The organism is Microvirga pakistanensis (assembly GCF_004458765.1).
Taxonomy (GTDB): Bacteria; Pseudomonadota; Alphaproteobacteria; order Rhizobiales; family Beijerinckiaceae; genus Microvirga; species Microvirga pakistanensis.
The window spans coordinates 1-20847 of record NZ_SPJX01000583.1; the positions used below are offsets into that span (position 1 = coordinate 1).

The following is a 20847-nucleotide window of genomic DNA, read 5'->3' on the forward strand; positions in this document are numbered from 1 at the left end:
CGTCAGGCTCGACCGACCCTCCGTCCGCACACGCCGCTGCCCTCCCGCGCCAAAGCCCGGGATCCGACAGCCAGCCTGTCCGGAAAAACACCGCCTCCTGCTCTCGCAAAAACGCGGGACGCGACACATAACCATTCCCCCGCACTTTGCAACCCCAAACCCAAGCCAAAAATAAAAGAAAACCCACCCAGACGGGCTTTACGGCAGCCTGGCTGAAGACGTGGGGAGGTCAGGGGAGACTTCACGGCTCGCCGAGCCGCGAGCGTTCACGAATGAGATGTCGTGACAGTCCTTGTGTGTACAAGTGACAGGAGGCTTTACACCCAGTTCCGCGAGAGCGAGCGCTGTCACGTGCCGCAGCGCAGGCCTCGAGCCGGAGCGGCAGGCCGGCGTCAGCCCCTCCCCTGCTGCTCGGCGGAGAGCATGTTGTCGTCCGGGGTCATGACAGCGCGGTCCCAGATCATTCACCTATTCTCACCAATGCTGCATGGCTTGAGGGTGCGAGCCTGTTCGATCCGGACTCGCTCTGATCCAATCGGCGGCGGAGACTCAATGTCTCGCCGCAGGAGTCGAAGCGCCGAAATACAGCTCCTTCAGGTCCTCGCCCGCCAGCAGCTCCGCAGCCGGGCCCGACCGGACGACGCGACCCGTCTCGAGAACATAAGCGTGGTGGGCATAGCGCAAGGCCAGGGCGGCGTTCTGCTCGGCCAGGAGGAAGCTCACCCCGTCCTGTTCATTGAGCCTCCTGATGATCTCGAAAATCTCCTCCACGATGACAGGTGCCAATCCCATCGAGGGCTCGTCGAGGAGCACCAGCGTCGGTCGGGTCATCAAGGCGCGGCCGATGGCCACCATCTGCTGCTCGCCGCCGGATACGAGACCGGCTTTCGTGCGCCGCCGTTCCTTCAACCGCGGGAACCAGGTGTACACCCGCTCGAGGTCTTCACCGATCCGCCGCCGGCTCGGTCGGCGAAGGAACGTTCCCGTCAAAAGATTCTCCTCGACGGTGAGCTGGGGGAAGACGTGACGGCCTTCGAGGACCTGAACGATCCCGCGCGCGACAAGAGCCGAAGGGTCAAGGGCAGCCGTGGATCGTCCCTGCCAGGTGATCGCGCCGCGGCTGAGCCGTCCGCGTTCCGACGCCAGCAGGTTGGAGATCGCCTTCAGGGTGGTGGTCTTGCCCGCGCCGTTGGCCCCGAGCAGCGCGACGATCGAGCCCTGGTCCACGCTGATCGATATGCCATGAAGAGCCAGGATGGATTGGCCGTAGACCGCCTCCACGTCTTGGACGCTCAGAAAAGTTTCGGTGTCGCTCATTGGGCCTTCCGCCGGATATTGCTCGTGTTGTGCAGCGGACCAACGGAGAGGCTTCGACCTGCCCGTTGGTCCATCTTCGGCTCGATGTCTAATTGACGGCTTCACTCCGGAGGGTGATGCCCTTCTCCTTGGCGTAGGCGGCGGCCCGCTCATAGATCAAGGGCAGAAGCAGCTCCCGGTCCGACCTGACCCAGCCGTCGCTCGCGACGTTCCATTTGGCGCCATCCCACTGCAGAACCTTGCCGGCGCCGCCGCCTTCATGGTCCTTGATCGACAGCTTCAGCGGCTGCTGCAATCCAACGGCGCCGATTTCCTGGAGCCGGGCATCGTCCAAGTTCAGATTCTCGAGTCCCCACTGAGCCTCCTCACCGTTGATCGGACGGGCGCCGAACTTCTTCTGCGCGGTGCGGATGGCCTCGACCGTGATGATCGCCTCATTGACCCCGGAATTGTAGTAGACGGAGCCGAAGCTCTTCAGGTCCTTCAGATCGCTGAGGCCCTTGTCGAGGATGTGCTCCTTGAGCTTCTTGTGAATCTCGAAGTCGGCGCCGGCCGGGAACGGCGTGATGGCGAGGTAGCCCTTCGCGACCGCTCCGGCCGGCCGGACGTCCTCTTCCGAGCCGGACCAGATGCCGCCGATCACGCGGTCAACCGGAAAGCCCACCTTCGCGGCGGTCTTGATCGCCACTGGGGTCATCACGCCCCAGCCGCGCAGGAAAACCCAATCGGGCTTGAGCTGCCGGATCTTCGCCCATTGCGCCGACTGATCGTTGCCGGGATGGGGCACCGGCACCTGGATATCCTCGAAGCCGTATGTTTTCGCGAGATGAGCGAGAGGCGTCTGCGTCTCCTTGCCATAGGGGCTGTCATGATAAAGGGTGACGATCTTCAGACCCTTCAGCTTGTCCTTTCCGCCTTGCTTTTCGGCAATGAAGTTGATGACGGAGGATGCCTCGCTCCAGAAGCTGAACACCACCGGGAAGGAGTAGGGAAACACACGGCCGTCGATCGTCTCGGTCCGCCCGTAGGCGAGGGTCACGAGCGGAATCTTGTCGGCCACCGACTTCTCGGTGAGCGCCTTCGAGATCGGATCGCCGTGGGGCAGGAAGATCGGCACCGGCGATCCGTCCTTGCCGGCCTTGACGCGCTCGTAGCACTCGACGCCCTTCTCCACGTCCCAATTGGTCTCGCACTCGTCCCAGAACAGCTTCACGCCGTTGATGCCGCCCTCGACCTCATTGACATAGCGGAAGTAGTCGATCGCTCCGGCCCAGACCGGGATCCCGCTCGAGGCGTATGCGCCGACACGGTATGTGGCGAGCGGAACATACTGGTTCTTCGCCTCCTGGGCAGGAGCAGGCTGGCTCGCGGTCAGCGAGAGAGCAAAGACGGCGAGCGCAACGGCTTGCCATGGTTTACGGAGGGACATGGACGATTCTCCATTCTTGAGGGTGATTGAGGGACGTCAGCGGGAAGCGATGGCTTGCAGCCGCCGCAGGAGCCGTCCAAGAAGGGCGGCCAGGCCATGGGGCTCCTTGATCAGGAACCAGATGATGAGCGCTCCGAAGAGCACCTTCTGGAAGTTCTCCAGTTGTCCGGCATCGATCGCGCCGCCGAACAGGCGGTCGGCCACGTGATCGATCAGGATGGGAAGAAGGGTGATGAACGCCGCACCGAGGACATTGCCGATCAGGCTTCCCAGGCCGCCGATGATGACGATGAACATCACCTGGAAGGACCGGTCGAGGTTGAAGCTGCGCGCATCCACCGTGCCGAGATAGGCGAACGCCCACAGCGCCCCGGCCAAGCCGCAGATCAGCGCACCGATGAAAAACGCACTCAGTTTTCCCTGCGCGACCGGGATACCGACGATCGCCGCCGCCGTGTCCATGTCGCGGATCGCCATCCAGCTCCGTCCCGTCTGGCTCCGCACGAGCTTCCAGGCGACAAGGGCCACGACGCTGACTGTCGTGAGCGTCAGGAGATAGCGCCCGACCGGGGTGTTGAGATCCTGGCCGAAAAGAACCAGCCGTGGCGCGGAGATCGATGTTGATGTGGAGTAGTTCGAAAACCAGCCATATTGGTTGAACATCCACTCGAGGAAGAACTGCGCCGCCAGCGTGGTGGCGACCAGATAGAAGCCCTTGATGCGTAGACTCGGAAGTCCGACGATCACCCCGACCAGGCCCGCGATCAGCCCTCCCGCCAGAAGACTGACTGGGAGCGGAAGTTCCGGAAGGCGCAGGAGAACGTTGTAGGTGGCGTAAGCCCCCACGGCCATGAATGCGCCCGTGCCGAGGGACGCCTGTCCGGCGTAGCCCATCGTGATGTTCAAGCCGAGCCCGGCAAGAGACATGATCAGAAAGGGAATGAGGATGGCGCCGAGCCAGTAATCGTTCCCCAGGAGAGGCACCAATCCGAAGAACGCCACGATCAATGCGCCGGTGAAGATGGCGGCGAGCGGCTTCGCATGGAGAAAGGTGGCAGACGAGGCCGCGAATTCAGCCGGTGCTTCAGAGACAGCGGACGAGGACATGGATCAAACCCTTTCGATGGCGCGCTCGCCGAACAGGCCGGCCGGACGGGCGAGGAGAAAGACGACGGCAAGAACGTAGGCAAACCAGGTCGAGACGCTGCCGCCCAGCAGCGGACCCAGGTAGATCTCGGCGAGGCTATCGCCCGCACCCACGATCAGTCCGCCGACGATTGCCCCGGCGATCGACGTGAAGCCCCCGATGATGAGAACCGGAAGAGCCTTCAACACGACGAAGGTCAGCGAGAACTGGACACCCTGGCGCGCGCCCCACAGCAATCCTGCGACCAGAGCCACGAACCCGGCGACGCCCCACACGATCCGCATCAGGACCTGCAGCCGAATGCCCACTGACAGCGCAGCCTGGGGATCGTCCGCGATGGCTCTCAAGGAGATGCCGATGCGCGTCTTGCTGAAGAGAAGGGACAGGACTGCGACAAGGAGGCCCGCGGTTGCCGCTGCGACGAGATCGAACTGGCTGAGCTGGATGGGGCCGAATTCGACCGGGACATCGAGGATGCCAAGATCAAGCTCGTGGACGCTCGCCCCCATGATGATCTGCGACAAACCCTCGATCACGAAGCTCAGGCCCAGGGTTGCCATGAACAGGGTGATCTGGGGCTGGTTGACGAGCGGGCGCAGGACCAGGCGCTCCACCGCGATGCCGATCATGATCATGATCGCGAGGCTCACGAGGAAGGCGAGCCAGAAGCTCAGTCCGTTCTCGGTCAGCGTGACGAAGGTCAACGCCGCGCAGAGAACCATGGCCCCTTGGGCGAAGTTGAAGACGCCCGACGCCTTGTAGATCAGCACGAACCCGATCGCCACGAGGGAGTACATCACTCCGGCCAGAAGGCCTCCAACGAGTGTTTCGACGAAGAAGCTCATGCGACACCTTCATGAACGGCACCGAGATAGGCCGCGATGACATCGGGATTCCGGCGCACCTCATCGGGATCGCCGTCACCCACCTTTCTTCCGTAATCGAGCACCACGACGTGATCGGACAGATCCATGACGACTCCGATATCGTGCTCGATCAGCACGACGGTCGTGCCGAGGCTCCGGTTGACGTCGGCGATGCGGCGCGCCATCCGTCGCTTCTCGTCGTGGTTCATTCCCGCCATCGGCTCGTCGAGCAGCAGGAGCGCCGGCCTCCCGACCAAAGCGCGCGCCAGGTCGACGTGCTTCTGCACGCCGTAGGGGAGAGTCGAAACCACGGCGTCGCGATATGCCGTCAGATCGAGGATCTCGATCGTCTCCTCGGCGCGCCGGCGGAATTCCCTTTCCTCGTGGCGCTCGCGAGGAAGGCCGAAGGCGTGCTCGAGGAGGTTGGTCCTGCTGTGCCGCGACAACCCTGCGAGGACGTTGTCGAGAACCGTCAGCCTGTCGAACAGCGCGTTGTGCTGAAACGTGCGGCCGATGCCGCGCCGCGCCGCCGCCAACGAGGTGATTCTCTCGAAGCGGCGACCGTCGAAGACAACCTCGCCGGCATCCGCCTGATAGACGCCGGTGACGATGTTGAGCAGCGAGCTCTTGCCCGCCCCGTTCGGACCGATGAGAGCGCAGATCTCGCCCCTGGCGACATCGAAGCTCAGGTCGCTCAGCACCTTGATCCCTTTGAACGAGAGCGAGATGTCGCGCAGCTGGAGGATCGCGCTCGCCATCTGCTATTCTCCGGCCGCCAGCAGCCGTTCCGCAGGAACCGGCCGGGTGAGCGCCTCCGCCTCCCGCCGCTTGACGGCTTCGATGTCGCGATAACTCGCACCCGGATGCGTGTCCGGCAGATAGGCACCCTCGCCGAACAGCTTCTCGCGCAAGGTTCCCGGCTTGTAGGACGTGGGATAGACCCCGCGTCGCTGAAGCTCAGGCACGAGGAACTCGACGACGTTTTCGAAGCTCTCGGGTGTCACCGCATAGGCGAGGTTGAACCCGTCGACATCCGTCTCGTCGACCCATTCCTGCAGGATGTCGGCGATGGTCGAAGGCGAGCCGACGAAGACCGGCCCCAGACCTCCGATCCCGCCCCATTGCGCGAGCTCCTCGATCGTCCAGGACTTCCCGCCGCCTGCGAGGTTCTCGACGACGGACACGATCGCGTTGGTCTCGACCTTCTTGACGAGGTCGGTGGGAGCGTATTGGCCGAAATCGATGCCGCTCCAGCCGGACATGAAGACCAGCGCCCCGTCATAGGACGAGTACTGCTTGTACTCCTCGAACTTCGCCTGGGCCTTCGCGTCGGTCTCGTCGACGATGATGGTGACGAGATTGTAGATCAGGATCTTGCTCGCATCCCGCCCGGCTTCGGCGGCCTGTCGGCGGACATCCGCCACATAGGCTTTCAGCACGGGCTTCGTCGGGGCGGCGACGAACACGCACTCGGCGTGGTTTGCCGCAAAGGCCTTCCCGGGACCGGAGGCGCCCGCTTGGTAGAGAACCGGCGTGCGCTGCGGAGACGGCTCGCACAGATGATAGCCGGGCACCTCGAAGTAGCGCCCCTTGTGGCCGATCTCATGCACCTTCTCCGGATGGGTGAAGATGCGCCGGTCCCGGTCCCTGACGACCGCCCCCTCCTCCCAGCTTCCTTCGAAGAGTTTGTAGAGCACCTCCAGGTACTCGGCGGCAACGTCATAGCGGTTGTCGTGCCGGCGCAGCCCGCCTTCGCCAATGTTCTTGGCTCCACTCTCGAGATACGAGGTGACGATGTTCCAGCCAATGCGCCCTTTGGTGTGATGATCGGCCGTCGAGAGGCGACGGGCGAAGGTGTAAGGATGCTCGAAGGACGTCGACGCCGTGATCCCGATCCCGAGATGTTCGGTGGCAAGCGCAATGGGAGCCGCCAGCTGCAACGGATCATTGACCGGAATTTGCGCGGCCTGCTGGAGGGCGTGGTAGTTGGATCCCTTGTAGACGTCGTAGTATCCGATCACGTCGGCGATGAAGATCCCGTCGAAGATGCCCCGCTCCAAGGTCCTGGCGAGGCCGGTCCAATACTCGAGATCCTTGTACTGCCATGACCGGTCGCGGGGATGCGCCCAAAGACCCGGGGATTGGTGTCCGACGCAGTTCATGTCGAATGCATTGAAGTGGATAATCTTGCTCATGGGATCTTTCCGGATTGCACGTGTTGTTGTGATGCGGGCTGTCGGGAGGAACGGGTCCTGCACGGAACCCGGCCGCTAGCCCTGGCCGATTTGCCAGACGTAGACCGGCTCGTTCCTGTTGAGGGTCCAGTCGCCTAGGATCTTTTCCTTGTAGATCAGCGGATTGTGGCTCAGCACCGTCCGGGCGTTGCGCCAATGCCGGTCGAGCGCCTTGTCGTCCGCGGTCGCCGAGGCGCCGAGTGCGTTGAAGAGATCGCCCGTTGCACGCAGAACGATGTCGGCGATGGCAACCTGCGCCTTGGCCGATTCGATCTCCGCATCGGTGTGCGCTTCCGGTGCGCGACGCGAATCGGGGGTGACGTAGGCCTCATACGCACGGTGCACGGACTCACCCGCCCGAACGGCGATCGCCTCGGCCGCATAGGCGTCGGCGGCGATCCGCCCGACCACCTGCTGGATCTGAATGTCCTCGGCCGGCCTGCGGGCATTGCCATGGCTGTAGACACGCGTCCGATCACGGACGTGCCGCGCCACGTCGCGCTCCGCCGCCTTGGCGATCCCCGCGAGCACCGCGACCAGCACGAGCTGGTAGAAGGCCGTTTGGTATTTGAACCGGGACCCGAAGCTGAAAACGTTCTCGTCCTCCACGAACGCATCCTTGAAAACGGTGGTACCGCTTCCGGTCGTCCGCTGGCCGAACCCGTTCCAGTCGTCATGCCGCTCGACGCCGGCCTGGTGCGTGCTGACGAGGGCGATCACGTCGGCGCCCGTGTCGGCGCGTCGGGTGTAGACATCGATCCAGTCGGCGAAGATGCTGCCGGTGCTGTAGTACTTGGTGCCGTTCAACAGCCAGCCGTTACCGGAGGGCGTCAGCCGGGTGATCACATCGCCGAGCTTCACGTTACCGGTCTCGGTCCAGGCTCCTCCCACGATCTCGCCGGCTGCGAACCGCTTGAGCCAAGCGTCGCGCTCGGGTCCGGGAGCCGATACGAGCCGGTCCTCGACGAACCCGAAATGCGCCCGCAGCGCCTGCGGCAGGTTCGAATCCGCCTCGGCCAACTCGATCAACAGGCGCGTCAGGTCCGAGAGGGTCGCCCCACCGCCGCCATAGTCCCGCGGAACGCGAACGGCCCCGAACCCGGCCTCCTTGAGCCATCGGATGGGCTCATAAGGGAGCGTTCTCGTCCTTTCCCGTTCGACGGCGCCTGCCGCGATTCTGTCGAAGATCGGTTGAAAGCGACGCGCCAGGGTCTCGTATTCGCTGGTGGGAAGAAGCGGGGCACGGCGGCCGAACTCGTCCTCTTCCTCTGTCGCAAGGTCCACTTTCGCAAGGGCTTTGGTGTTCATGCTGATCCCGTGGTCGTGTGCTGATGACCTGGAAAGGGTGAGGCCAGCTTCAGTCCGCGTCAACGGAAATGTTCTTTTAAAAGAACGGTACATGAGAGAAGAATACTCTCTGAAGAAGCTCCTGAATGGATCGATTTTCCCGCACTCTCGGGAGTTTGGTGCGGTATCGGATCTGTCAGGCTCCAGTTGGAGAGAAGCCATCCTGTTCTTCATGAAGAACGTTTCGGCCCAAGTCGGCTGAGGATGCGGCTTTGCCGCTCTACCGATCGAGAAGCGCTTCGGGTGCTGCGGCCGTGCCGGCTCGCCGATGAAGGGAACACGATCCTGCTCTCAAGGGAGAGCGGCATCAGCCGGCGTTCGACGGGGTCCAAAGCCTCACGTCCCGCTCGCATTGCCGCGGCCGGAGCTGATCATCCCATATTCGTGACGCTGATGAGGCCCGACGGACCAAAGGCTCACCTCCCCTAACCCGCGGATCAGCCGGTTGTGCGGAAAAGACCGTCAGGCGACATGCCTGGCATAGGGAGCCGGCGTTGCGGTCAAAGCCAGGATCGCTTCATGGGTGAGCTGATTCAGCCGCGCCGCGACGAGCTCATCGCGCACATCGCCATCAACAATGACGTTGTCGCGAATGAAAACGCCTGTCGGAAGCGTCTGTGCATTGAAGAAACCGAACAACGGTCTCAACTGGTGTTCGACCACAAGAGCGTGCCTGTCCGAACCGCCTGTTGCCACGAGACCGACAGGCAGACCGGTGAGAGCCTTGTAATCGAGCAGATCGATGAAATGCTTGAACAAGCCTGGGTAGGAGCCCTTGTAAACGGGAGTGCCGACGATCAGGAGGTCGGATTCCTCCACGGCCCTCAAGGCGGCTCGGACCTGGTCCGACGCGTCGTCGCGTGAAAGAACGGCAAGGTCGGACAGGAGGTTGCCGATCTGAATCGTCGTGGCGCGGGTGCCCGCCTTCTGGGCGATCTGCGCGAGCACTGAATCGATGACACCCTTCGTCCGGGAGTGCGGCGAGGGACTTCCAATGAGGGCAACGATCTTGGACATGGCGCTCTCTCCGTTCGGCTCCTCATTCGTACGAAATAAAGAACGAAACAGCAAGAAACGTACTTTCTAAAAAACACTCTGGATGGAGAAGGATCTTCTCTCCGGTCAAAGTGACGGGAGAAACACCACGGCGCCCAGTCGAGGGCCTTACCTGGCGCAACGATGGCTGCGCACGCCTGCCGATCCTCGTTCGGCACCATGCGCGCGAGCTATCGCGCGCCATCGGAGGGCAGAGGATAGGTTGTCGTCGATTTCACCCGCTGCATCGTAAAGCGCGATGTGACGTTCTTCAGCGGGATGGCTTCGATCAGGCGCTTATAGAACCTGTCATAGGCCGCCATGTCCCGCACGACGACACGCAGCATGTAATCCACATCTCCTGCCATGCGGTAGAACTCCATCACTTCCGGCATGGCGGACACGACTTCGGCGAAGTGCTGCAAGCCCTGTCCCGAGTGGTCGGAGGTCTCTATGCAGACGAAGACGGTGAGGCCCAGGCCGACCTTCTCAGGGTCGATCAGGGCCACGCGCTTCTGGATGACGCCCGTCGCCTCCAGGCGCTGCACGCGCTTCCAGCAGGGAGTCTGTGACAGGTTCACCCGCTGGGCGATTTCGGCAATCGAAATGCCGGCATCTTCCTGCAGCAGCATCAGGATCTTGGTGTCGATCGAGTCCATTCTAGCCCCCGGCACGAGTGGGCGATAACTTGTTCGGGCGATCGCGATCAGCCCAATCTCCTCGGTCTTGTTCTTTATAAAGAACGTTCCGCCGAGATCAAGTCTCTGAAGTGCTCGTTTCTTGGACGGTGGGGGCTTACTTCGTCAGGAATTTAGAAGAATTTTCTTCCTGATGAGGGCTTCTTGGAAGAACTTTTCCTGAAGTGTTGTTCGTAACGAAGAACATTTCAATGCTTTCCTGCCCTTGCCGCAGGCATGAACGACGAGGCATCCGGCCGACAGGGATCGGTCCGGAGCCCGCACGTTTGATGTTTGAAAGGCTGCTTGCGCTGTCACGAAGCGGCAGGGCTCGGCTGCGATGAACTTCGCCATTCAGGCAGCGGGAAAACCCGGTCGTAGGCCCAATTGAACCCGAATGCATACAGCATGTAGAAGGCGGCAAACGCCACATCCATGAGGAAGGCCTGCAGAAGGCTGATGCCCAGATACCAGGCGATGAGCGGCAGCAGCACGCCCAGCAATCCCGCTTCGAACAGAACCGCATGCAGGACGCGAACGGGGATCCCTTTTTGGGTTCCGCCGGTTAGGCGGAGCATGAGCGCATCGAAGCCCAGATTGTAAATATAGTTCCAGATTGTCGCGATGGTTGCGGCGCCTAAGCCGAGGATTCCCATGTCGGTCATCGGCACGCCGAAAGTCCACGCGCCAAGAGGCGTGATGACGGCGAGCCCGACGAGTTCGAAGCTGATGGCGTGACGGATGCGGTCAGGAGTCGTGCGCATATCTCAGTCCCCCAACGGGAAAGGTCGGGTCGTCCCGAGTGAGTGCCCGAATGGGGGAGGTCGTCCTCGCAGGAACCTCATATAAGAAGGGGGGCGCGCCGAGCAAGGTGTTTTTCTGCGGCCAGGCTCGGCTTTGCGGCAGGGTCTCGATCTCTCGCGGGTGGCGTCTGGATGCTCCGATAGTGTATGGCACATCGACAACAATCGCTTCCAACAACGGGATAGCGGTTCGGCTCGCCCGAGCGACGCGACAGAGACTCTTGAACGTCCGTTAACATCTTCAAGGTATGAGGTCTTCGACCCTTACGGCGGGCTTCGGATCAAAGGCTTCTGATCAGAGGAAGTGAGTGCGTACCAAGGTTGATTGCCAGGGCTGCCGGAATGCGGAGCCGTTATTGTTTGCTTTTACGATGGCCTATCACCGCATCGTTGATGTGCAGAACAAGGTCGTTTGGGGTTACGAGGCCCTGGTCCGCGGCGCTGAGGGACAACCGGCCGGTCAGATCCTGAAGCCAGGTTGACGAGGCGAACCGCTACAAATTCGGCCAGGCCTGCCGTGTGACGGCCATCGAACCGGCTGGCTAACTCTATGCTCCTGACAGTGAAACCCCGCTTTCGATCAACTTCATGCCGAATGCCGTGTACGAGCCGAGCGCCTGCATCCGCGCAACTTTGGAAGCCGCACGACGGGTGAACTTCGATACCCGACGGATCATATTCGAGTTCACCGAGGACGAGCGTATCGCGGATACGCGCCACCTTGAGCGGATCGTTGCCGAATACAAGCGGCTGGGCTTCATCACGGCGCTCGATGATTTCGGCGCGGGATATGCGGGCTTGACGCTGCTGGCCAACTTCCAGCCCGATATGATCAAGATCGATATGGACCTCGTCCTTTGCCAGACCGGCTCTCGGAATCCTGCCGTCGATCTCCGGCCTGCGATAGATGGCCCTGCAGGGTACCTGAGGATTCTTCACCTCTCTTCTCCAGGTCTGCATCCCGAGCGCACATCCCTTTGAGGCGGTGGCTTGGAGAGCGCGGAGGCCACTCGGCCCGTCGCAAGGCCACGCGCGGCATGTGATGATTCCATCTCATCCGTTTTCTTGTGGCTGGAGAAGCACGGGCGCGATGGGGCTGCCCGGAAGAAGGGTCGGTCTCTTTTCGGCAGCTGTTGTGATAGGCATCGCAAGCCTCTGGATGAACGGCAATGTGACGATGCCGGCGATGAGGACAAGCAGAGCAATCACGAACTCAGACCGTCCATACGCCGCTCGCTTGGTCCGAAAGGCCGGGCGGAGATCTGGGCGGTTGGATTGAGCGTTGTCATCATTGGCGGCGCGTATCGGCCCGAGCTTCAAGCGTGCCAAAGGCATTAGCCCATACGAGAATGCCTTGTGGGTACAGGCGGAAATCACGACCCTCATGCGTCTGCCTCCCTGTGAGGTCTTTGCGCGAGTATATGGTTGTGATCTGATTCAGGCCGCTGCCCAAAGGGGTAACTCCCCCGCTCCGACGAAGTATGAGACCTCAGGATGGGCTCGAGCATCGTGCGGAAAAGTGGAGACCGGTTTTGCGTGATACGATGCTCAAAAGCCAGAAGCATCGATCGTGAGTTCGGCGGCCCGTCCGATGCTCGAGGTTGACATGACAGAATGAAGCCAGACCTCACGGCCTGGATCGGTGGCGCCTCGATCCCATGTGTCGGATGGTTCTGTCTTGCCGATGCTGGGTCATGTGGAGACGACGCTCAGAACCTCACCGATGGTCACCTCAGGCTCACCATCGATGACGTCGAGCAGGCTTGCACGGACCCAGGCCGAAGCCTTCTCATTCGCCGCGATGGCGGCCTCCCGGGTATCGAACATGGTCACGGAGCCCCCAACCCCGTCACCTGCATCAAAGACATAGTAGCCCTGAAACCCGCGGGATTGCTTGAGCAACTGGCCAATACCGCTCTCCGCCCGTCGGGCCGCTTCAGCCACGGAACTCATGTGGTTGAATTTGCGGATGACCACGTACATGGTCGCCTCCAATGGTTGGCCGAGACGTCAGCCTCATACACCTTACCATGCCGGGTAAGGAAACGCGAACGCGTGTCATGGCTGCCGTTTGACATGACAGATCTCGGTGGAACGGATCCGGGGGCAGCTGCGCCAGGACCCTGCTGAGACCGCTCCCGGAGTCGGATTGCCCCATCCTGCACCCGGGTGTTGAGCCTGGTTTCAAACGATCCCCCAGGCCCGATAACGAGTGCGGCCGGTAAGCTCACGTGGCAGGGCGCCGCCCAGCTGCGCCAGCATCAGATCGACGGCCTTGGGCGTGACCTTCAAGAGCTTGGCTGCGAGCGGTACGGTGACCAGCGGACGCGACAGGAACAGGTCGACCAGTTCCGGCAGCTTCGAGTTGCTGCGGCACTTCGCCGTGACGCGGCCCATCACCTCCCGCGCCAGGATCAGCCGGTCGAGGTCCTTGTTGGCAATGGCGAGCGCCTCTTCGAGCACCTGGCAGAAGCCTTCCAGCTTTTCGCGGGCGCCCTCCCTTCCCTGCGGGCGAAATTTCGATTGCTTGAACCCGGCTGCCAGCGGCAGGAGATGATGGGTGAGCCCTCGGGTCCGCAGGATGGTCCCGGCCATGATCAGGCCTAGCCACGGCAGGTGGGTATAGAGGTTCAGATCGAGCCACGCATTCCACGCGACGGCAGCGGCGGCCACCGCCGGCCAATGTTCCGTGCGCTTGACCACATCGAGCCAGAGATCCTCGTTCTCCGCCTCGTCCAGATCCGGATCGTAGACCAGCCTGGAGCGGCTCATCGGCATCGGTATTTCGCCGGCAAGCACCTGGTTCGTGCGCTCGAGCAGCGCGTCGATCTCGGCAAAGTGCGCCTTCCATGGATCGGCATCGTTGGCGAACGGTGGATAGGACTCGTCATCCTCCGGATCGGGTCCCCCTTTTGAAGGCCTGGAACGATGATCTCCCCATCCGGAGCCGATCCCCCGCAGAGCCGCCATGCCGTCGATGGAAAGCGGCCAGGGAGCCGCACGGGCCAGGGCGGTGCGGCGGGCGCGCAAGGCGGCTGCGGCCCGGGTCAGCTCGTGGGTGGGGTGGCGTACGTCCATGCCGGCATCGTGCAGCACCAGATCGCCCACATCGACCAGGTGCCCGTCGAGGATGATGGCCCGCACGGCCTCGGTCATGTCGCAGCGGGACTGCCAACCGGCGGCAAGGCCGGATCCCTCCAATCGGGCATTGAAGCGCAGGACGGCAATCGTCACCTGCTCGAGGCGGCCCACGATCGCCTCCCACGGGAGCTCCGGCAGCTCGTAGTGATCAGGGGGCCGCCGTTCATCGTCGCCAAAATCCCCTCCCCCTATCCCGATCATCATCGAGCACCCTCACGTCCAAGCTGTTGATTTTTGGATGGATAGCCCGATGGAGCGAAGCAAGGCAAGGTTTTACTACGGTGACTTCTAAACGGCTTTGTCCCAAACAATCTCCTATGGTCTGGGAGATTCAGGGTGCCCGTCTGGAGCTTTGATGGCCGATGTCGGAGGTTCTCGCCGCGTAACGGGGGAGCAGCGGTTTCCGCTGCCGATGGTGCGGTTCGATTCAGAGGCCGTTTCGACCGCGAGTCAAGCAGCTCAAAGGTTTGCGAGAGGACCGCGTGTAGGTGTTCCCGCCTTGCCATGACTAGCTCATTCTCCTCTGACGCATCGCCAAGAGCTCCGCCTCCAGGTTGATTTTGCGTGCCTTGACCATTCGGGCGAGAGCCCGGAAATACCCGCCGGGGTTCTGAATACGGGATCCTCCGTTCGAGACGTCATCGTCGTAGAGCTGCAGCACGTAGATGACCGAAGCTGCTGCTGCGAAGGGGCCGATCTCGCCGACAGCCTCGTTCCAGGCGCTCTCATGGGCGCCCAGAGACGCCCTCAGATATCGTCCTGCCGCCACGATGTCGCCGATCGTCCGGATAGGCCGACCGAAATCATGGATGATGGGGCATGCTTGGATGATCAGGATCGGTGAGAGATGCTCAGCCGGCGGTTCCTTCCGAGGGGGTGCCTGAGTTTTCTGCGGGAAATCGTTGTTACAAGCTATGCTCGGAGATTCGTTCTCTGTTTCTATGTGAGAGACTCCGAGTCCGCCATTGCCGGTCTTGTAGAAGAGTTCTTCCGACAAGGTTTTCAGATCCTGCCATTCCTGCAGCAGGCCTTCGGGAAGCTCAGCCGTCGAGCGCTCAGGAGTGCGGGCCAGAAGGCCCCTGTAGCGATCTTCCAGGTCCGAAAGGTCCAGTCCCGGGTGGTGCAGAGCCAGGGCGCTGATGGCTTCCTCCGTGGCTCTGCGGGCAATCGTGAGCTCGTCGTAGGCGCGCTTGCGGATCTCACGCATGACCTTTTGCTCGGCCAGGAGCGAGGTCCACTCCCCTCGCCTCGCGTAGACCGGCGTGAGATCGAAGCCATAGGCATCAATGATCGCGCCGGACGGACCGGTCACGGCAAATCGCTTCCCGTTTGGAGAATCCTTCGGAACGATCAGCCCGAGATCGACGAGCTGGCGGATAATGCGGCGAATGGCTCGTTCGGTCAGGCCCGTTCTCGTCGCCAGATAATCGTTCGACGGCCACACGAGCAGCCTCTCCATCGCCTGCTCACCCCAGCAGGCAACGAGCTCCGAGAGGACCAGACGCTGCGCCGGACGCAATCCGAGCGCAATTTCCGCCTGTCTCGCGGCGCCCGAAATCTCTTTACGCGTGACTGTACGACTTGCCTCGAAGGCAAGCTTCTTCGCGGCCAAAGCGGCATGTCTCAGCCGCCGGCCTCCTGTCGATGCCAACTGCACCGTACCCTCCTTTTCGAGGGCAAAGCACGAACGTTCACCGAATCGGTGTCTTGACCGTGATTCTCGGGAGTGGCATAAGAATCGTGCGACCTATCCTTGCCATCCGTGGTGAGGTTCCAAAGGCCCCCGGAGTTACCAGCTCCGGGGGCCTTTTGCTTTGCCTGGTTACGTTACGTCACTTGTCCCCTCCTCCCTGGCCGCCGCAAATTCGTCGGCCAGGCTTGGAAGTTTGCTGACAAGAAACTCGGCGAAAGCCGCATCGAATTTCTTGTCGATCGAGATCTTCAGGTCGCGGCCGGATTGCGATATCCGGCCGACCTTCCGACCCGAACCCGAAACAATGGTTTTGCCGGCAGCCTTCGGCTTGGCTCGGGGCTCCTGCAGAGCCTGTTCCACAGCCTCGAAGCGCTGGTCCGTGTCCAGCGCCGCGAACTCGGGAGACGCCAGGGCGCGCCGGACGATGGCGGCGGCTTGCTTGTCAGCGTCGAACTTGGACGCAAGCGCCACCCACCGGTTGCGGCCGAGAGCCGGCGCGGGCCCGATCGCTTCGATAATGTCCCGCGGGATCCTGGCTACCGACGAAATCAGCTTGGACAAGGCGGTCTTGTCGACCGACAGGGCTGCCATGAGCGTTTCGCGACTATAGCCTGCCTCTTCGAGCCGGGCGGCATAGAGCGCCCGCTCGATGTAGCTGAGATCGCGCCTCGCGTTGTTCTCCTGCCCCTGGGCAACCACGAGTTCGGCATCCGTCAGCTGACGCACGACCGCCTTGACCGGGTGACCGATCTCCTTCAGCGCCCTGACGCGGCGATGCCCGTAGGCGATCTGGTAGCGGCCCTGCGACTGCGGATGGGGCCGCACGAGGATCGGAACCTGCTGGCCCGAGGCCCGGATGCTCTCGACCAGCTCGCCAACGGTATGGCTGTCGAGGCGGTCGGCGATTGGGGACGGGTCCAGCAGCTGCGGGTCGATCTCGACCACAGCGTGGCCCGCTGTGAGTTGCGCTCGCAATCTCTCGGCGTCCGAGGCGGCGTTGGTCAGGCCGGCGATCGACCGTGAGATGGCCCCGATGGCTCCTCTGGTCCCCATGCTGCCCTGAAATGGCGCCGCAGCCGGTGCCTCAGCCGGGGGTTCAGCAGAGCCGCCGGCATCCGAGTTGCCCGTGGGCAACTTCTTTTCGATCAGGTCCGCGAGCACACCTTTGCGAGCCATTATGCCCTCCCCCAGGCCTGCCGGATCAGGCTCTCAATTTCACCATTGACGTTATTCAGGGATTCCATGGCCCGATCGTAGGTTGACCGGGTGAACGTCTCACGCCCGACCTCGTAAAGCGTCTGCTTGGTCAGGCCGGCGTCGGAAATCGCGGTGCTTTTGAGCATCGGATAGTTGAGCACATGCTCCTCGAACATCGAGCGCATGAATGACACCATTTGATTCTGCGGGCCATCGCCGGGCTCGTAGCGGGTCACCAGATAGCGCATCCAGTCGTAGCCCGTATTGCCGCCAGCACCTGCCACGACCTCCAGGAGTTCCGAGGTCATGATGAGGAACTGACACATGGACATGACGTCGAGCATTTGAGGATGCACGGTCACCAGCACGGCGGTCGCCGCGCACATGGCTGTCATTGTCAGAAAGCCGAGCTGCGGTGGGCAATCGATCACCACCACGTCGTAGCGCTGCTCCACCTCGGCGAGCGCGCTGTCGAGGCGGGTGAAGAACAGCCCCTCCCCCCGGTTGTCGGCAAGCGCCTTGGGGGTGTCATGCTCATACTCCATGAGCTCGATATTGCCCGGAATCAGGTCCAGGTTCGGGAAATAGGTCTGCTGAATGACATCGGAGATCGGCCGCTTCTGGTCGTCGTAGCGGATCGCCGCGTACAGGGTCTGGTTCTCTCCGACGTCGAATTCCGGCTGATATCCATGCAAGGCCGAAAGGGAGGCCTGCGGGTCGAGGTCGATGGCCAGGGTCCGGTAGCCATGAAGCGCAAGGTGCTGAGCCAGATGCGCCGTCGTGGTGGTCTTGCCGCTTCCGCCCTTGAAATTGACCACGCACACGACCTGGAGATGCTCCCCGGGGCGGCGATGGGGGAGATAGCGGCGGCCGCCTTTCGCGCCGTCGTCGAGGAACTCGCGTAGAGCCTGGAGGTCGTCGACCGTGTAGAGTCTGCGTCCTCCGCCGGTCACCTCCGGCTGCGGGCCTTTACCTTCCAGATTGATCCGGCGAAGATATCCGGGATCGACGCCGAGCAGTTCGGCCACTTCGCTCGAGGTGAAGCGGCGCACGGTTTTCTTTGCTGCCGGCGGGAACAACTTGAGGCGATGAGCCTGGAGCTTTTCGGAAAGCTCACGCGCGTGAGCGCCGACGAGCTTCTGGATGGCTCGGTTCGGGTCATTCTTCTTGAGCGTCGCGGATGATGTCACGATGTCCGTCCGTTGATACGCTTTTGGCTCACGATTACGCTACGTTTCGTGACTTTTAACCGATTCGGACCTCGCGGCAAGGAATATTGGGTTAGTAAAGCGTTAACGGGCAAGACTCCTGTGAATCATTGTCACGTCGGAGAATCCGCAAGTTGCCCGCGGGCAACTTCGGCAAGCCGCCGGTTTGGCACCTGATGGGAGCGATTCTAGGGTTCATGGGCACCGTGCGGCGCCTGGCTGCAGAGTCGCGGAGCGGACACCGTCTCTGGATAGCAGCGAGCCTGCCATGTCTCTTTCGGATCGGCAGCTTCTGAGGAGTCCGTGAGGGAAGCAAGGGCAGCGTCATCCTCGGTGGGGCCGGACGACACAGTCTGGGGCGAGCGTGCTTTCGTATGTGCTGGCAACGGCTCGTCCCGACGGCATGGGTGGCAGTGCTCATAAGGGCATGCAAACCTATCGGAAGGCGACCTTCGGCAGCTTCCTCTTCATGGATCTCAATGGGCTACATGGGCATTCGGAAAATGACTGGGCCTGACGGCGTCCATCTAGCGGCGTGCGATCCTGGTAGGGGAGGGGCGGAGCGGAAGATCCGGTTGCCGGCCTGTCGAAGTCCGTATTGATGAGGGAAACGAAGTTGACATTCTTGTTTGCGGCTCAGTTGCAAGAGGCGGGGCTGCTGCCATGCCGAAGGCAACGGATCGTCTTGGTCCGGGCCGTTAGAGCGATCGGCCACTCCTTTGGCAGGGTGTGGAACCTTGCGTCGTCGAAGCAGCTTTGTCGCTTTCCACGAGTCAGTTGCCGAACGGCGGGCGTAGATCTCTCGGTTTGCCCACGCGTCTTCAGTTCCCACACGGTCAGGTCGCCCCTCATGATGGGGCTGCGCCTGCATGGAGTCTGAAAGGCAGCGCTTGGTATCACGGTGTTGCCGAGGCTCCTCGTGCCGGAGGCGAGGGCTGCCTTGTGGATCGCCTTCGGCCGTTTCTTCTGGAGGCCAAACAGGCAGCCTGTGCCTAGTCTGGCGCGCCCGCTTCCTTTCTGTATGTTGAGAATTGGAGGTGTCCGACTGTGCTGGGTCCTCGGCCGTTCCAATGCGACAACCCCTCGCGATGTCGATGCGGCTGGGGTCTTCCAACGGGCGGAACGATCCTTTTCGCCGCTGGGTCTCCAAGCTCCGGGTTCAGTGGTGGAACGAAAGGTCCAACCGGCTAGGCCGCAACAAGGGCGTCATTGCGGCCAGCGTCACGCTCGATCTGGATGGGGCCGGCCAGGCCGATCGGCACCGGATCTATCGTGATCATGGGGAGCCCGCCGCCCGAAGATCCGTCTGCAGCCTCTCCGTTGTCCGGTCCCGGAAAACGCGAGCGTAGCCGCGCGAATACTGGCAGGGCAGGCGACATGTGCGATCAGTCTCGCCATAATGAACATGCCCTCCGCGATTGCACAAAGATGGGCTTCGCTGTGGCGGGGGCGACGCCTTGGGCCTGCTGCGCTTCTGCGCCGGAGTTCGGACTCCGCGAGGCAGTGGCATGTCGAAGCCAGTGAGAAGCCTGTGCTGGATGAGGAAGGCCCCCAGCCAGGCAGCTTCCCGCAGCGGACCGGACCATCATTGGGGATCGGGCTGACCGGCCGGCAGTAACTGTTTCTCAAGCCGGTTTGTTAATCAGCCGGGCAGGGGAGCGCTTTCTTGGCGGCTCCTGAAAAGATTTAAGAGTGAAGACTTTTGAAGTCTTTCTGCCGGAAAAACGCAGTTGAGGACCTACAATCGGCCTTCCATGAGGCAAGAGGCAAGAGCGCCAGGTAGGGTCGGCCCGGGCAGGGGAAGTCGCAGCGCCACCTCCAATCGTACGAAACGTCTCTTTAGATACGTCACGATACCAACACCTTAGTTTCACCAATAGCTTAGTCCCACCAGTGTGAGCGGGACCTCATGGTCAGAGACAGATTAGAGGGATGAGGGACTCCTCTAGGATGTTCCGGCAACTCTCGAGCAGGGCTTCTGCCTTGAACTGAAGGCATCCAAGCCTGCCAGCCTCGAGCGCCACCGGTTCCCTCACAGCCTTTTCGGCCCAGTGGATCCGGTTCGCCGCCAAAAAATCGCAGAAACTCTGCTCCTGAAAAGAAGCCTACCGAATGCCGATCCTGAGTCCGAGGATTTTCGGAAGTTTGGCAATGGCTCGAGCCAAGACAGGAGCGTGAAGGGCCTGCTCGTCGGCCTCTTCGCATGCGAGAATGGCGGAGCGAATGGCGCTGGCGCCGATAAAACGGAACGGCTCGGGCGGCAGCCGCGGCAATGATCGCGTGCAGAATGGAAGCGTCGACCAGCGATCCTTCTCGTCAAGGACCAGCGATGCTAGGCATTGCCCCGCGATATAGGTGGCGTTCACGCCGTGCCCTGAGAAGCCGCAGGCATAATGAATCCGCGTATCGGGTACGGTCTTAAAAAAGGGAAGGCGGTCGGCGGAAACATCAATCGCCCCACCCCAAGCGCGGGCCAGCGGGACATCTCGGAATGCCGGGAGCAGCCGGCGAAGCCCAGTCTCTGCCCGCCTGATGCTCGCCCTGTCATGCGTCAGATGCCTTGCCTGCGCATCATCGCCATGGCGATGTCACGGTAACGTTTGGTCAGAGGGTTATGGCTTACGAGCCGCAGCATGACCAAGCCCTTCAGCTACAAGCCCCACCGGTTTCCCCTGAGCCTGCGGCTTGTCGAGGAGATGCTGCTCGAGCGCGGTATCGTCGTCTCCTACGAGACGATCCGGCGCTGGGGTAAG

The 20847-nt window shown here is 62.0% G+C and carries 17 protein-coding genes and 2 pseudogenes; 2 read left to right on the forward strand and 17 right to left on the reverse strand.

Translation table 11 applies throughout. The annotated features are described in order from the left end of the window. Positions 1 to 549: 549 nt before the first annotated feature. From E4K09_RS23880 to E4K09_RS23925, 10 genes are all read right to left on the reverse strand, one after another. A complete protein-coding gene (locus E4K09_RS23880; protein WP_134500169.1) occupies positions 550 to 1317 on the reverse strand; it encodes an ABC transporter ATP-binding protein in 768 nt (255 codons plus the stop codon). A gap of 88 nt (positions 1318 to 1405) precedes the next feature. After that, on the reverse strand, positions 1406 to 2746 hold the full coding sequence (locus E4K09_RS23885; protein WP_134500170.1) for an ABC transporter substrate-binding protein: 1341 nt from the start codon (positions 2744 to 2746) through the stop codon (positions 1406 to 1408). Positions 2747 to 2782: 36 nt separating this feature from the next. Further along, entirely contained in the window at positions 2783 to 3853 is a 1071-nt protein-coding gene (locus E4K09_RS23890) for a branched-chain amino acid ABC transporter permease (RefSeq protein WP_134500171.1), read from the reverse strand. A gap of 3 nt (positions 3854 to 3856) precedes the next feature. Further along, a complete protein-coding gene (locus E4K09_RS23895) occupies positions 3857 to 4738 on the reverse strand; it encodes a branched-chain amino acid ABC transporter permease (RefSeq protein WP_134500172.1) in 882 nt (293 codons plus the stop codon). Further along, positions 4735 to 5517, reverse strand: a complete 783-nt coding sequence (locus E4K09_RS23900) for an ABC transporter ATP-binding protein (protein ID WP_134500173.1) — start codon at positions 5515 to 5517, stop codon at positions 4735 to 4737. The genes E4K09_RS23895 and E4K09_RS23900 overlap by 4 nt, the downstream gene beginning before the upstream one ends. 3 nt (positions 5518 to 5520) lie before the next feature. Then, the gene (locus tag E4K09_RS23905; RefSeq protein ID WP_134500174.1) at positions 5521 to 6954 is read right to left on the reverse strand and encodes an LLM class flavin-dependent oxidoreductase; all 1434 of its coding nucleotides are present in this window, start codon (positions 6952 to 6954) and stop codon (positions 5521 to 5523) included. A 75-nt stretch (positions 6955 to 7029) separates the two neighbouring features. After that, positions 7030 to 8301 carry an acyl-CoA dehydrogenase family protein gene (locus E4K09_RS23910; protein WP_134500175.1) on the reverse strand — a complete coding sequence of 424 codons (1272 nt, stop codon included), beginning with the start codon at positions 8299 to 8301 and terminating at the stop codon, positions 7030 to 7032. 501 nt (positions 8302 to 8802) lie between these two features. After that, entirely contained in the window at positions 8803 to 9357 is a 555-nt protein-coding gene (locus E4K09_RS23915; protein WP_134500176.1) for an NAD(P)H-dependent oxidoreductase, read from the reverse strand. Positions 9358 to 9566: 209 nt separating this feature from the next. Next, positions 9567 to 10034, reverse strand: a complete 468-nt coding sequence (locus E4K09_RS23920; protein WP_134500177.1) for an Lrp/AsnC family transcriptional regulator — start codon at positions 10032 to 10034, stop codon at positions 9567 to 9569. Between the two features lie 332 nt (positions 10035 to 10366). Beyond that, positions 10367 to 10816, reverse strand: coding sequence for a PACE efflux transporter (locus tag E4K09_RS23925; RefSeq protein ID WP_134500178.1), 450 nt, complete (start codon positions 10814 to 10816; stop codon positions 10367 to 10369). Positions 10817 to 11226: 410 nt separating this feature from the next. Between E4K09_RS23925 and E4K09_RS23930 the strand changes: the two are divergent. Next, positions 11227 to 11710: pseudogene (locus E4K09_RS23930) on the forward strand (EAL domain-containing protein); the annotation flags it as partial. 198 nt (positions 11711 to 11908) lie between these two features. Here E4K09_RS23930 and E4K09_RS23935 read toward each other — a convergent pair. The 7 genes from E4K09_RS23935 to E4K09_RS31180 all read right to left on the reverse strand — a co-directional run bounded on the left by E4K09_RS23935 (position 11909) and on the right by E4K09_RS31180 (position 20649). Beyond that, a complete protein-coding gene (locus E4K09_RS23935) occupies positions 11909 to 12241 on the reverse strand; it encodes a hypothetical protein (RefSeq protein ID WP_134500179.1) in 333 nt (110 codons plus the stop codon). A 306-nt stretch (positions 12242 to 12547) separates the two neighbouring features. Continuing rightward, on the reverse strand, positions 12548 to 12838 hold the full coding sequence (locus E4K09_RS23940) for a hypothetical protein (protein WP_134500180.1): 291 nt from the start codon (positions 12836 to 12838) through the stop codon (positions 12548 to 12550). Positions 12839 to 13039: 201 nt separating this feature from the next. Beyond that, positions 13040 to 14200: an RHE_PE00001 family protein gene (locus tag E4K09_RS23945; protein ID WP_244610659.1), complete on the reverse strand. Its 1161-nt coding sequence runs from the start codon at positions 14198 to 14200 to the stop codon at positions 13040 to 13042. 304 nt (positions 14201 to 14504) lie between these two features. Then, positions 14505 to 15653: a plasmid replication protein RepC gene (gene repC / locus E4K09_RS23950; RefSeq protein WP_134500181.1), complete on the reverse strand. Its 1149-nt coding sequence runs from the start codon at positions 15651 to 15653 to the stop codon at positions 14505 to 14507. A gap of 165 nt (positions 15654 to 15818) precedes the next feature. Then, complete coding sequence (gene repB / locus E4K09_RS23955) at positions 15819 to 16865, reverse strand: plasmid partitioning protein RepB (RefSeq protein WP_134500182.1); 1047 nt, start codon at positions 16863 to 16865, stop codon at positions 15819 to 15821. After that, positions 16865 to 18076, reverse strand: a complete 1212-nt coding sequence (repA, locus tag E4K09_RS23960) for a plasmid partitioning protein RepA (protein WP_134500183.1) — start codon at positions 18074 to 18076, stop codon at positions 16865 to 16867. The genes repB and repA overlap by 1 nt, the downstream gene beginning before the upstream one ends. A 2123-nt stretch (positions 18077 to 20199) precedes the next feature. Then, a complete protein-coding gene (locus tag E4K09_RS31180) occupies positions 20200 to 20649 on the reverse strand; it encodes an FAD-dependent oxidoreductase (protein ID WP_483238022.1) in 450 nt (149 codons plus the stop codon). A gap of 78 nt (positions 20650 to 20727) precedes the next feature. On the opposite strand from E4K09_RS31180, the pseudogene E4K09_RS23970 reads away from it, so the two are divergent. Continuing rightward, positions 20728 to 20847: pseudogene (locus E4K09_RS23970) on the forward strand (IS6 family transposase); the annotation flags it as partial.